The 13,305-nt window shown below is 60.8% G+C and carries 9 protein-coding genes; all 9 read right to left on the bottom strand.

Features of this window, described 5'->3' with window-relative positions; translation table 11 throughout:
- Positions 1–29 precede the first annotated feature (29 nt).
- Positions 30–4,475, bottom strand: a complete 4,446-nt coding sequence (gene gltB, locus PMA3_RS01525; protein WP_064675512.1) for a glutamate synthase large subunit — start codon at positions 4,473–4,475, stop codon at positions 30–32.
- A 506-nt stretch (positions 4,476–4,981) separates the two neighbouring features.
- Entirely contained in the window at positions 4,982–6,571 is a 1,590-nt protein-coding gene (locus PMA3_RS01520; RefSeq protein WP_064675511.1) for an AAA family ATPase, read from the bottom strand.
- A gap of 9 nt (positions 6,572–6,580) precedes the next feature.
- A complete protein-coding gene (aroB, locus tag PMA3_RS01515) occupies positions 6,581–7,681 on the bottom strand; it encodes a 3-dehydroquinate synthase (protein ID WP_064675510.1) in 1,101 nt (366 codons plus the stop codon).
- A gap of 150 nt (positions 7,682–7,831) precedes the next feature.
- Positions 7,832–8,350, bottom strand: a complete 519-nt coding sequence (gene aroK, locus PMA3_RS01510; protein WP_010464421.1) for a shikimate kinase AroK — start codon at positions 8,348–8,350, stop codon at positions 7,832–7,834.
- Between the two features lie 4 nt (positions 8,351–8,354).
- Positions 8,355–10,436 (bottom strand): type IV pilus secretin PilQ, encoded by a 2,082-nt coding sequence (locus PMA3_RS01505; RefSeq protein ID WP_064675509.1) that lies wholly within the window; start codon positions 10,434–10,436, stop codon positions 8,355–8,357.
- A gap of 13 nt (positions 10,437–10,449) precedes the next feature.
- Positions 10,450–10,977, bottom strand: a complete 528-nt coding sequence (locus tag PMA3_RS01500; RefSeq protein ID WP_064675508.1) for a pilus assembly protein PilP — start codon at positions 10,975–10,977, stop codon at positions 10,450–10,452.
- Positions 10,974–11,597, bottom strand: a complete 624-nt coding sequence (gene pilO / locus PMA3_RS01495; protein ID WP_064675507.1) for a type 4a pilus biogenesis protein PilO — start codon at positions 11,595–11,597, stop codon at positions 10,974–10,976. The genes PMA3_RS01500 and pilO overlap by 4 nt, the downstream gene beginning before the upstream one ends.
- Positions 11,594–12,157 (bottom strand): PilN domain-containing protein, encoded by a 564-nt coding sequence (locus PMA3_RS01490; RefSeq protein WP_064675506.1) that lies wholly within the window; start codon positions 12,155–12,157, stop codon positions 11,594–11,596. Before PMA3_RS01490 ends, pilO begins: the two co-directional genes overlap by 4 nt.
- The gene (locus tag PMA3_RS01485; RefSeq protein WP_064675505.1) at positions 12,157–13,221 is read right to left on the bottom strand and encodes a pilus assembly protein PilM; all 1,065 of its coding nucleotides are present in this window, start codon (positions 13,219–13,221) and stop codon (positions 12,157–12,159) included. The genes PMA3_RS01490 and PMA3_RS01485 overlap by 1 nt, the downstream gene beginning before the upstream one ends.
- Between the last annotated feature and the right edge of the window lie 84 nt (positions 13,222–13,305).

The raw sequence follows: 13,305 nt of genomic DNA, 5'->3' as shown, positions 1-13,305 counted from the left end.
AAAACCTCATCAAACTCTTCAGGCGCATATCACTGCGGGTTGGCACGGGTGCTGGAAAGCAACGATTTCAGGTTGGCAGCCTTGGGCTTGACCAGCCAGAAACGACGCAAATAGTCATCGAGGTTTTCGGCGAGGTTACGACCCCACTCGCTGTCGGTTTCCTCGACGTATTCGTTCAGCACGCGTTGCAGGTGGCTGCGATAGGCTTCCATCGCCTCACCGCTGATCCGCTGGATTTCCACCAGTTCGTGGTTGACCCGGTCAACGAAGCTGTTGTCCTGGTCGAGCACATAGGCGAAACCGCCAGTCATGCCTGAGCCGAAGTTGTAACCGGTCTTGCCCAGCACGCAGACGAAACCACCGGTCATGTATTCGCAGCAGTGATCGCCAGTGCCTTCAACCACGGTGTGAGCACCGGAGTTACGCACTGCGAAGCGCTCGCCCGCGGTCCCGGCGGCGAACAGTTTGCCGCCGGTGGCGCCGTACAGGCAGGTGTTGCCGATGATGGCACTGTCCTGAGTCTTGTACACGCTACCCTTGGGCGGAACGATGACCAGTTTGCCGCCGGTCATGCCCTTGCCGACGTAGTCGTTGGCATCGCCTTCCAGGTACATGTTCAAGCCGCCGGCGTTCCACACACCGAAGCTCTGACCGGCCGTCCCGTTGAAGCGGAAGGTGATCGGCGCGCTGGCCATGCCCTGGTTGCCGTACTTGCGTGCGATTTCACCGGAGATCCGCGCGCCGATGGAACGGTCGCAGTTGCAGATATCCAGGGCGAAATCGGCGCCGCTCATGTCGTTGATGGCCGAGGTGGCCAGGTCGACCATTTTCTCTGCCAGCAAGCCTTTGTCGAACGGTGGGTTGCGCTCGACCTGGCAGAACTGGGGCTTGTCTGCCGGGATGTGATCGCTGCCGAGCAACGGGGTCAGGTCCAGGTGGTTCTGCTTGGCGGTCTGGCCTTCGAGGATGTCCAGCAGGTCGGTACGACCGATCAGCTCTTCGAGGGAGCGCACGCCCAGCTTCGCCAGCCACTCACGGGTTTCTTCGGCGACGTAGGTGAAGAAATTCACCACCATGTCGACGGTACCGATGTAGTGATCCTTGCGCAGCTTCTCGTTCTGAGTCGCGACGCCGGTGGCGCAGTTGTTCAGGTGGCAGATACGCAGGTATTTGCAGCCCAGGGCGATCATCGGCGCGGTGCCGAAGCCGAAGCTTTCAGCGCCCAGGATCGCTGCCTTGATCACGTCGAGGCCGGTTTTCAGGCCGCCGTCGGTCTGCACCCGGACTTTGCCGCGCAGATCGTTGCCACGCAGGGTCTGGTGAGTTTCGGCCAGGCCGAGTTCCCATGGAGCGCCGGCGTATTTGATCGAGGTCAGCGGCGATGCACCGGTGCCGCCGTCGTAGCCGGAGATGGTGATCAAGTCCGCATAAGCCTTGGCCACACCGGCGGCGATGGTGCCGACGCCCGCTTCTGCTACCAGTTTCACCGAAACCAGCGCCTTCGGGTTGACTTGTTTCAGGTCGAAAATCAGCTGCGACAAGTCTTCGATCGAGTAGATGTCGTGGTGCGGCGGTGGCGAAATCAAGGTCACGCCCGGCACCGCATAACGCAGCTTGGCGATCAGGCCGTTGACCTTGCCACCCGGCAGCTGACCACCTTCGCCAGGCTTGGCGCCTTGGGCAACCTTGATCTGCAGCACTTCAGCGTTGACCAGGTATTCCGGGGTCACCCCGAAACGGCCGGTCGCGACTTGCTTGATTTTCGAGCTCTTGATGGTGCCGTAGCGCGCCGGGTCTTCGCCGCCTTCGCCGGAGTTGGAACGCGCACCGAGGCGGTTCATGGCTTCGGCCAGGGCTTCGTGGGCTTCCGGCGACAGGGCGCCAAGGGAGATGCCCGCGGAGTCGAAGCGCTTGAGCACCGATTCCAGCGGTTCGATCTCGCTGATGTCCAGCGGCGTGTCGAGGGTCTTGACCTTGAGCAGGTCGCGGATCATCGACACCGGGCGGTTATCCACCAGCGCCGTGTATTCCTTGAACTTGCCGTAGTCGCCCTGCTGCACCGCGGCTTGCAGGGTGTTGACCACGTCCGGGTTGTAGGCGTGATATTCGCCACCGTGGACGAACTTCAGCAGCCCGCCTTGCTGGATCGGCTTGCGCGGACTCCAGGCTTCGGCCGCCAGCGCTTTCTGCTCGGCTTCGATGTCGACGAAACGCGCGCCCTTGATGCGGCTCGGTACACCACGGAAGCTCAGGTCGCAGACTTCCTCGGACAGGCCGATCGCTTCGAACAGCTGAGCACCACGGTACGAGGCGATGGTGGAGATCCCCATCTTCGACAGGATCTTCAACAGGCCTTTGGTGATGCCTTTGCGGTAGTTCTTGAACACCTCATAAAGGTCGCCCAGCACTTCACCGGTGCGGATCAGGTCGCCCAGCACTTCGTAGGCCAGGAACGGATAGACCGCCGAGGCGCCGAAACCGATCAACACCGCGAAGTGATGCGGATCACGAGCGGTTGCGGTTTCCACCAGGATGTTGGAGTCGCAACGCAGGCCTTTTTCGGTCAGGCGATGGTGCACCGCGCCGGTGGCCAGGGAAGCGTGGATCGGCAACTTGCCAGGGGCGATGTGACGGTCACTCAGCACGATCAGGGTGCGGCCGGCGCGAACGGCTTCTTCAGCCTGATCGGCGACGTTGCGCACCGCAGTTTCGAGGCCGACGCTCTCGTCGTAGTTGAGATCGATGATCTGGCGCTCGAAGCCCGGACGATCGAGGTTCATCAGCGAGCGCCACTTGGCCGGAGAAATGACCGGCGAGCTGAGGATCACGCGCGAAGCGTGTTCCGGCGACTCCTGGAAGATGTTGCGCTCGGCACCGAGGCAGATCTCCAGCGACATGACGATGGCTTCACGCAGCGGGTCGATCGGCGGGTTGGTCACCTGCGCGAACTGCTGGCGGAAATAGTCGTACGGCGTGCGCACGCGCTGGGACAGCACGGCCATCGGCGTATCGTCGCCCATCGAGCCGACGGCTTCGTAGCCCTGTTCGCCCAGTGGACGCAGCACCTGGTCGCGCTCTTCGAACGTGACCTGGTACATCTTCATGTATTGCTTGAGCTGATCGACGTCGTAGAACGCCGAACCGTGGTCGTTGTCTTCCATGGTCGCCTGGATGCGCAGGGCATTCTTGCGCAGCCATTGCTTGTACGGATGACGCGACTTCAGGCGGTTGTCGATGGCATCGGTGTCGAGGATCTGACCGGTTTCGGTGTCCACGGCAAAGATCTGGCCCGGGCCGACACGACCCTTGGCGATCACGTCTTCAGGCTGGTAGTTCCAGACACCGATTTCCGAGGCCAGGGTGATGAAGCCGTTCTTGGTGGTAACCCAGCGCGCCGGACGCAGACCGTTACGGTCGAGCAGGCACACCGCGTAGCGACCGTCGGTCATTACCACGCCGGCCGGGCCGTCCCACGGTTCCATGTGCATCGAGTTGTATTCGTAGAACGCCCGCAGGTCCGGGTCCATGGTTTCGACGTTCTGCCACGCAGGCGGAATGATCATCCGCACACCGCGGAACAGGTCGATGCCACCGGTGACCATCAACTCGAGCATGTTGTCCATGCTGGAGGAGTCGGAACCTACGCGGTTCACCAGCGGGCCGAGTTCTTCCAGATCCATCAGATCGTTGGTGAACTTGGTGCGACGGGCCTGGGCCCAGTTGCGGTTGCCGGTGATGGTGTTGATCTCGCCGTTGTGGGCGAGGAAGCGGAACGGCTGAGCCAGCGGCCATTTCGGCAGGGTGTTGGTGGAGAAGCGCTGGTGGAACACGCAAATCGAAGTTTGCAGGCGCTCGTCGCTGAGGTCTGGATAGAAGGCGGTCAAATCCGCCGGCATCATCAGGCCTTTGTAAATGATGGTCTTGTGGGAAAAGCTGCAGATGTAGTGATCGACGTCGGCGGCGTTGGCCACCGACGAGCGACGACGGGCGCTGAACAGCTTGATCGCCATGTCCTGGTCGCTCAGGCCTTCGCCGCCGATGTACACCTGCTCGATCTGCGGCAGGCGCTCAAGGGCCAGGCGGCCGAGGACGCTTGTGTCGATCGGCACTTTGCGCCAGCCGACCAGGGTCAGGCCTTCGGCCAGGATCTCGCGGTTCATATTCTCGCGAGCGGCTTCGGCTTTGACCGGGTCCTGATTGAAGAACACCATGCCCACGGCATATTGCTTGGGTAATGCGACGCCGAACGTTTCCTGGGCGATGGCTCGCAGGAACACGTCCGGCTTTTGAATCAGCAGACCGCAACCGTCACCGGTCTTGCCGTCGGCGTTGATCCCACCGCGGTGGGTCATGCAGGTCAGGGCCTCGACGGCCGTTTGCAAAAGGGTATGACTGGGCTCGCCCTGCATATGGGCTATCAGGCCGAAACCGCAGTTATCCTTGAATTCATCTGGTTGGTACAGACCTGCTTTCATAGACACTTTCTCACCAGGCTGCCCCTTATCAGGGCAAATTTCTTTTCAATTCAACCACTTACCATCCGCGCCGGACGTACGCCAGCTTTGCGGGGGCAAAAGGGAGGTCATTGTACACACCGACACTTAGCCTCACAAATTTGGCGACGAAATGTCGCAAATCTATGTCGCATTTGTGAAAGGTTTAAAGCTATCTACTGTGCTAGTCAAAACTTTTTTAATTTTGACCGCTACGACTCAAAGACTACTGTGACGCAGACACCACAAGGCACGCGGCCCAAGGTCTGCTGGTGCTTGCTGACGAACCGCGTTGCGATGCCAACATGTGCGAGGCAAGCGCGGGATGCTGCCAATGGCTCTTCCCTTGGCAAATCCCGCAACGCAGCCTCGCGCATGTTGGCGCGCAACGCGGTCGTCAGCAAGCGCCAGCAGACCCTTCAGGCAGCGCGCACTTGCGGAAATTTTGAGGTGCCTGGAGAGGCGGCCTGGGTAAGGCCGCCGAATCTTCAGCGAGTTGCTGCCAGCTCCTGTTGGACGCTGGCGACAGTGCGAGGCCAAGGTTTACCAGCCTGAACCTTCGCTGGCAAGGCCTTGATGGCGCTAAGGGCTGCATCGCGATTGGCGAAGCTACCATAGGTGATGACGTAAAGCGGCTTGCCGTTGAGCACTTTCTTGAAATAACGGTACTCGCCGCCCTGCTCTTTCACGAAGTTTTGCGCAGACGCTTCGGAGCTGGTGCCGAGGATCTGCACCACGTAGTTGGTCGGCGCTTGCCCGGCGTACCAGGTGCCGCCGGCGGCTTTGGCCACGGTGACTGGCTTGTCGGCAGGCTTGGCGGGTGCAGCAGCAACTGGCTTGGCGGGCACCGGGGCCGGTTTCGCCGCAGGCGCCGGGGCAGGCTTGGCCGTTGCGACCTGAGTCGGCGCAGGCGCTGGTTTGGCGGCCGGTGTCGGCGCCGGACCTGGCTGGACGCCGGCAGGCGGCGCAGTCGTGGTCACGGTCGGCGGCGTAGCGCTGGAACCCTCTACCGGCACGCCGTCGTCGCCTTCGGTGATGCCGCCGGCCGCTTCGGCCAGGGGACCGCGCATGACCGGTTGCGAGTTACCGACCAGCGGTAACGGCATCGGTTGCGAATTACCGTTGAACTCCATGGCCGGAGCGCTGCCATCAGTTTGCGGCGCGCCCTGACCAGGCTGCTGTTGCGCCTGCTCGTTGGCAGGCGCGCCAGTGGTCGGTGCTTTGCTGCGACCCGGCATCAGCCAGGCGGCGGCTACCGCGACCACGACGACGGCGGATATCGCCAATACGTGTTTCTTCGGCATATTGAACCCCATAGTTGGACGCTTGACCGCTGAGCGGCTGGCAATCATGGCTTCGATCATTGCATCGCGGGCAACCTGGTTGATGGTGCCAGGCCAACCGTCGGAGCTTTCGTGAATATCAGAGATCTGTTTTGCGGTGAAAAGTTCGATACCGCGACCGGCGCCCTCGAGCCGCTGGTCCATATATTCCCGGGTTTCTTCTTCGGTGTACGGCTGCAACTCGATGACGTGGAAACGCTCTTCCTCAAGGGTCAACGCATCAAGCTGCGCAATCAGCGAGGACTCGCCGAACAGGAACACATGGGGACGCCCTTCCGGCGCGCCCGTCGCCAGGGCCATCAAGGCCTCCAGCGCGGACTCGTCCAGTTGCTCGGCATCATCCACCAGCAGGTAGACCTCCTGCCCCGTGAGCGCCAGTTGCACCACTTGAGCCAGAATCGCACCGATCTCCGGCTGTGCAACGTTCAGCGCCTGGGCCACCTGCTTTAGCACGCCGGTTGCATCACCGGCACCACGGGCGGATACCACCACGCTCTGCACCGTCTGCTTGTTGGTACTGGCCACCAGGGCTTGACGCAACAGGGTCTTGCCACTGCCTTGCGGACCGGTGACCACCAGCAGCAACTGGCTATAGCGTGCCAGGTGATGCAGTTGTCCCAACACCGGTTTGCGCTGGGCCGGGAAAAATTTGAAGCCAGGCACCCGCGGAGCAAAAGGGTCATGGCTCAACTGGTAATGGCCGAGGAAAGCCTCGTCGGCATGCAAACTAGTCATCGGGATCTATTAACCTTTAAGCTGAGCCAGGGCGCGGTAGTCCGCTCCCAGCGTGGCCTGTAAAACCTCTTTCGGATAATCGTCGGTCACCACCGCTTCGCCCATGTGGCGCAGCAGCACCAGGCGTAAACGGCCGTCGATCACTTTCTTGTCTATTGCCATGTGTTCGAGAAAATCGGCTTCAGTCATCTCTTCAGGCGGAATGACCGGCAGGCCGGCGCGCTGGAACAGGCGGATGCCGCGATCGCGCTCCTGCTCGCTGATCCAGCCCAGCAGTGCGGACATCTGCAGAGCCATTACGGTGCCAGCAGCGACCGCTTCACCATGCAGCCAGACACCATAGCCCATATGGGTTTCGATGGCGTGACCGAAGGTGTGGCCCAGGTTCAACGTGGCACGAACGCCGGTTTCCTTCTCGTCGGCACCGACTACCGCCGCCTTGGCCGCGCAGGAACGCTCGATGGCGTAGGTCAGGGCGACCTGATCAAGGGCGCGCAGGCGATCGACGTTTTCTTCGAGCCAGGTCAGGAACGGCTCGTCGCAGATCAGCCCGTACTTGATGACTTCAGCAAGCCCGGCGGACAGCTCGCGGGCCGGCAGGGTATTGAGGGTGGCGGTATCGATCAGCACCACGTTCGGCTGATAGAAGGCACCGACCATGTTCTTGCCCAACGGATGATTGATGCCGGTCTTGCCGCCCACCGACGAGTCGACTTGCGACAGCAAGGTGGTCGGGACCTGGATGAAATCGACGCCGCGCTGGTAACAGGCGGCGGCAAAACCGGCCATGTCGCCAATGACGCCGCCACCGAGGGCAATCACCGTGGTGCGACGGTCGTGGCGCGCGGTCAGCAGGCCGTCGAATATAAGCTGCAGGGTTTCCCAGGTCTTGAAGGCTTCGCCGTCGGGCAGTACCACGGAAATGACCGAGAACGGTGCGAGGCTGCGGGTCAGACGCTCGAGATAGAGCGGCGCAACGGTTTCGTTGGAGATAATCGCCACTTGCCGTCCGCGGATATGCGGGGCCAGCAGCTCAGGCTGATCCAACAAACCTTCGCCAATATGAATCGGGTAGCTGCGCTCGCCTAGATCGACCTTGAGTGTCTGCATGTGTCCCCACAGTAAAGATGGAATCAGGCATCCTGCCTAGAGTTAGCCAATGTCTACGGCGCCTGCTGGTGCGACGCCGTTCGGTAGCCATGCGCCACAACCTTGAGCGGTCATGACAGCGCCCGAGAATAGCGCATTTCGCGCCTCGCTTTAACGGGGAGGCAGCTGTTGCAAACGCTCGAGAATATCAAGCACCACCATTCGCGGCGGGCGCTCATCGGTTTCCACTACCAGATCAGCGATTTCCCGATAAAGCGGATCGCGAATCGCCAGCAGGTCCCGAAGAGTCTTGGCCGGATCGGCAGTGCGCAGCAGGGGTCGATTGCGGTCACGCGAGGTGCGACCGACCTGCTGTTCGACGGAGGCATGCAGGTAAACCACCCGACCACCGGCATGCAGCGCCCGACGATTGGCTTCGCGCATCACCGCGCCGCCACCGGTCGCCAGCACCACACCATCGCAGCCGCACAGCTCGGCAATCATCGCCTGCTCGCGATCACGAAAGCCCGGCTCGCCTTCCTTATCGAAAATCCACGGGATATTGGCGCCCGTGCGCAATTCAATTTCCTTATCGGAATCCTTGAACGGCAGGCGCAGCTCTTTGGCCAGCAAACGGCCGATGGTGCTTTTTCCAGCCCCCATCGGTCCAACAAGAATCAAATTTCGCACAGAATCAATGACTCACAGCAATCGCCTGGTTGTTCATGATACGCGGAGTGAGAAATACCAGCAGCTCGGATTTTTTCTCCGAAACCACGTCACGCCGGAAAAGGCGGCCAAGATACGGCACATCGCCGAGAAATGGCACCTTATCTACAACCTTACTCTGAGTATTTGAGAAAACCCCGCCGATCACGATGGTCTCGCCGTCATTGACCAGCACCTTGGCATTGACCTCGTTTTTCTTGATCGGCGGCACATCCTGGACCTTGTTCAAGTAATCCGGCTCATCCTTGGTGACCTTGACCTCCATGATGATCCGGTTGTCCGGGGTGATTTGCGGCGTCACTTCCAGCGACAGCGAGGCCTCCTTGAACGATACCGACGTGGCGCCGCTGGAACTGGCTTCCTGATAGGGAATTTCAGTGCCCTTGAGGATTTTCGCGGTCTCCTTGTCGGACGTGACCACCTTGGGCTGCGAGACGATTTCGCCGTTGCCGGTCTTCTCCATCGCGGTCAGCTCCAGGTCCAGCAACACATTGTCGGTGATGAACGCGATACCCAGTCCCGAGGTGTTGCCGGCGGTGCCCAAGTCGACGAACGGCGAGTTGGTGCTGGTACTGCCCGGCGTACCAATGGTGGTCGAGGAGCCGTTGACCCCGGAGCCGTTCCAGTTACCTTTCTGCACCGAACCGCCCCAGCGCACACCGAGGCTTTTGTCGTAATCGACATTGGCCTCGACGATGCGCGCCTCGATCATCACCTGTCGCACCGGAATATCCAGCTGCGCAACGATACGACGAAGTTCATCAAGGCGGTCCTGGGTCTGGTAGGCAATGATGTTGTTGGTCCGCTCATCGACGGTGATCGAGCCCCGTTCGTCGATTTTTGCCTCTGCACTGGTCACCGACTGGAACAGCTTGGCGATATCCGCGGCCTTGGCATAGTTGACCTGCAGCAGCTCGCGACGCAAAGGCGCCAGTTCGGCGATCTGCTTTTGCGACTCGAGCTCCTGGCGTTCGCGCGCGGCGATTTCATCGGCGGGCGCCACCAGCAACACGTTGCCGATCTTGCGTTTATCCAGGCCTTTGGTTTTCAGCACCAGGTCCAGCGCCTGATCCCACGGCACGTTCTGCAATCGCAGGGTGATGCCGCCCTGCACCGTGTCGCTGGCCACCAGGTTGAGGTTGGTGAAATCGGCGATCAGTTGCAGCACCGAGCGCACATCGATGTCCTGGAAATTCAGCGAGAGCTTTTCACCGGTGTAGGCGAAACGCTCGGCGTTGCGTTTTTGCAGGTCGTCGACGGTCATCGGCCGGATGCTGACCGTCAGCTTGTTGTCGGTCTGATAGGTCGAATAGTCAAAAGCACCGGTGGGCTCGATGCTGATGGTGGCCCGATCGCCCGTGGCGCTGGCATTGACGAACTGCACGGGCGTGGCGAAGTCCTTGACGTCCAGGCGCACCCGCAGTGGCTCGGGCAGTTGTGTCCTGGCGAAACCGAGGATGATCTTGCCGTCACGCTCCTGAATGTCCGGGGCGATGGAGGGGTCCGACAGATCGATGACCACATTGCCTTCGCCCTGGGTGCCGCGCTGGAAATCCACGCCCCGGATGGCTTTGCCAACCGGCGCATAAGTCCTGGCCGGGGCTGGCGTTGCAGTGGCAGCGCGAGGCGCACTGGCGGGCCGGGGCGCGGCCTTCGCGGCCTTCGTGGCGCCTTGCCCGACCACCACGAACAGCGTGTTGCCTTCGACCCGCGCGTCATACGGGGTCAACTGGGTAAGGTTGATGATCAGCCGCGTGCGATCCTTCGCCTCCACTACCGTGGCGCTGCGGGCATTGCCGCCCCCCAGTTCACGATTCTTGCTCTTCAATTGACTGACCACCCCGGGCAGGTCCAGTGCAATCCGTGCCGGCGACTCCGTCGTGTAACCACGGGGTGTCGGGGGCGGTCCATCGAAAGACAACTTCAACTCGATGCGATCTCCTGGTAACGCCGCGACATCCAGCGTCTTGAGGTTGGCCGCTAGTACCATCGGCGACAGCAGCGCTATCCATAGCGAAATACCGAGGGTGGAGAAAATCCTGTTCATTATTCGAATTCCACTATGAGTGCTCTTTCAAAGGGATGGTCCGTGGCCGCTCCAGCCAGGCGCCCTGGCCGTCCGGAACGATTTCGATCACATCGACCTGCGAGCCGCTGATGGCGACGATTCGCCCATCGTTACGTCCCAGGTAATCGCCGACTTTCAGCCGATGCACACCGCCCGCTCCGCGCAGCAGCGCAAAGGAACCCGTCGCATTGGACAGGGTACCTACCATTTCAAACTGCTCGATGTTGAAACCTTCGAGGTATTGCTTGACCCGACCGAGGTCGGGCTTGACCTTGCGCGAGCCGTGTTTCTGACCCGCCAGATCCACTCTGACCTGCCTGGAAAACGGGCTTCGCAGATTGGCGGCGCTGTAGGTGAATGTCGGGTAAGACCGGAATATCGGGGTTGGTTCAATCTTGCCCGGCGGTCGCAGGCGCACCTCGTTCATGTAGGCATCGAGGTCGCTGACATCATTGTCGCTGCCACAACCGGCCAGGCCGGCGATGAATACCATCATCGAAACACGACGAATCAGGCTCATTTTTGCAGCCCCTTGTCGTTGTAGCGGTAAGTCTTGGCAAGGATGCTCATGCGCAACTTCGGTCCACCGTCGGGATTGGCCGGCGCGATATCGAAGTCATGCAGGGTAACGATCCGTGGCAGTCCCGCCACGCCACTGACGAAGGTGGCCAGGTCATGGTAGGCACCGGTGACGGTAATCTGGATCGGCAGTTCGATGTAGAACTGCCGGGATTCCTCCGGCAACAACTTGATCTCTTCGAACTCCAGGCCACTGCCCAGGCCGGTACGTGTGATGTCCTCCAGCAGGCCGGGCACTTCGGTGTCACTGGGCAATTGCCGCAGCAGTACGCCAAACGAATTCTCCATTTCCTTCATCTGCTGGGTATAGAGCTCCAGGTTCGCCGCCATGTGGGCTTTGGAGGCGAATTGCTCCTTGAGTGTCGATTCTTCCTCGCGCTTGAGATCGAGGTGATCCTCCAGGTCGCTGACGTAGAAGCTGTACCCCAGCGCCAGCACCAATACCATCAGCAGGACACCCGCCGATGCCTTGATCGCCGGCGGCCAGGAGCCCATGTTGTTGGTATCCAGATCGTTGATATCGATCTTGCGCAGGCCTTCGAACCATTCGGATAGCCTCATTTTGCGCTCTCCAAAGCCGGCTGGGTCTGACGAACAGTCAACTGGAAAACGTTGGCCTGATCCAGCTGGCCGGCGCTGGTCGCTTTGACTTCCGTGAGGTTAGGCGCATCGAACCAGTCGGACGCATCCAGATTGCGCATCAGGTCTGAAACCCGATTGTTGGAATCTGCCGCGCCCGCAATGGACAAGGTTTTGCCGTCCATTTTCACTTCGGTGAAGTACACGCCATCCGGCAAGGTACGCGCCAACTGATCGAAGATGCGCCCGCTGATGGGACGATTGCCTTGCAGATCCTGGATGATGCGCATCCGTTCGACCAGTTGCTGGCGCCGGGCCTTGAGATCGCTGATCTGCTTGATCCGCTCATCGACCACGGCAATCTGCTTGCCGATGTAGTCGTTACGGGCGATTTGTCGATCGATGGCGCTCTTGATGACCTGGTCTGCAATCAGCACCGCTCCGACCGACCCCGCCAGCACACCGACCAGCGCCAGCAAAAAGCGCTTGCGGCGCGTTTCACGCAGCTCCTCGCGCCAGGGTAAGAGATTGATCCGCGCCATCAGTCGAAACTCCTGAGGGCCAGCCCGCAGGCAATCATCAAGGCCGGGGCATCACTGGCCAGGGCACCGGCGTTGACCTTGCTGCTCAGGCTCATTTCGGAGAAGGGATTGGCCACTCGCGTGGGGGTGCTCAGTCGCTGCTCGATCAAGCGGTCCAGCCCCGAGACCGAAGCGGTACCGCCGGCCAGCAGGATGTGATCGACCGAGTTGTACTGGCCGGAGGCGAAGAAAAACTGCAATGAACGGGACACCTGCTGCACCAGCGCCTCGCGAAACGGCTGCAGGACCTCGCTGACGTAATCGTCCGGCAGACCGCCCTGTTTCTTCGCCAACCCTGCCTGTTCAACAGTCAGCCCGTAACGGCGCTGGATTTCTTCCGTCAGCTGGCGACCGCCGAACAATTGCTCGCGGGTATAGATGATGCGCCCGTTGTGCAGCACGCTCAGGGTGGTCATGGTGGCGCCGATGTCGACCACCGCCACCGTCAGCCCCTCCTGGGAGGCCGCCAGATGACGCGTCAGCAGGCCGTACGATCGCTCCAGCGCATAGGCCTCGACGTCGACTACCCGAGCTGTCAGGCCGGCCAGGGCCAAGGCCGCTTCACGGACTTCGACGTTCTCCTTGCGACAGGCCGCCAGCAGCACATTGACCCGCTCGGGGTTGCGCGCCGACACGCCCTGGACTTCAAAGTCGATGGCGACTTCGTCCAATGGATAAGGGATGTATTGATCGGCCTCGATCTTCAGCTGGTTTTCCATCTCGTCGTCGGAAAGGCCGGCATCCATCTCGATGGTCTTGGTGATCACTGCCGAACCGGCCACGGCTACGGCGACGTTCCTGAGGCTGGTTTTGGCCTTGATCAACACGCGTGAAAGGGCCTGACCCACGCCTTCGAGCTCGGCGATATTTTTCTCGACCACCGCGCTGGAGGGCAGTGGCTCGACCGCATAGGCCTCGACCCGGTAGCGATCACCCTGGCGGCTGAGTTCCAGAAGCTTTACCGACGTGGAACTGATGTCGATCCCCAGCAGCGTATTGGCCTTTTTATTGAAGAGTCCTAACACTACCAATTCCCTATGACTTTCCGTGAGTTACGGACTCCGTAATACACTTTGCGTTCAAACCACCCGTCTTGACAGCAGGGCAAA

Source organism: Pseudomonas silesiensis, assembly GCF_001661075.1.
Lineage (GTDB): Bacteria > Pseudomonadota > Gammaproteobacteria > Pseudomonadales > Pseudomonadaceae > Aquipseudomonas > Aquipseudomonas silesiensis.
The sequence above is the reverse complement of the archived record's forward strand: the minus strand, read 5'-3'. Positions and strand labels throughout refer to the sequence as shown.

What these genes read in the sequence shown, in the direction of transcription:
- gltB (WP_064675512.1), bottom strand. Translation starts at nt 4,475, where the DNA reads ATGAAAGCAGGTCTGTACCAACCAGATGAATTCAAGGATAACTGCGGT.
- PMA3_RS01520 (WP_064675511.1), bottom strand. Translation starts at nt 6,571, where the DNA reads ATGACTAGTTTGCATGCCGACGAGGCTTTCCTCGGCCATTACCAGTTG.
- aroB (WP_064675510.1), bottom strand. Translation starts at nt 7,681, where the DNA reads ATGCAGACACTCAAGGTCGATCTAGGCGAGCGCAGCTACCCGATTCAT.
- PMA3_RS01505 (WP_064675509.1), bottom strand. Translation starts at nt 10,436, where the DNA reads ATGAACAGGATTTTCTCCACCCTCGGTATTTCGCTATGGATAGCGCTG.
- PMA3_RS01500 (WP_064675508.1), bottom strand. Translation starts at nt 10,977, where the DNA reads ATGAGCCTGATTCGTCGTGTTTCGATGATGGTATTCATCGCCGGCCTG.
- pilO (WP_064675507.1), bottom strand. Translation starts at nt 11,597, where the DNA reads ATGAGGCTATCCGAATGGTTCGAAGGCCTGCGCAAGATCGATATCAAC.
- PMA3_RS01490 (WP_064675506.1), bottom strand. Translation starts at nt 12,157, where the DNA reads ATGGCGCGGATCAATCTCTTACCCTGGCGCGAGGAGCTGCGTGAAACG.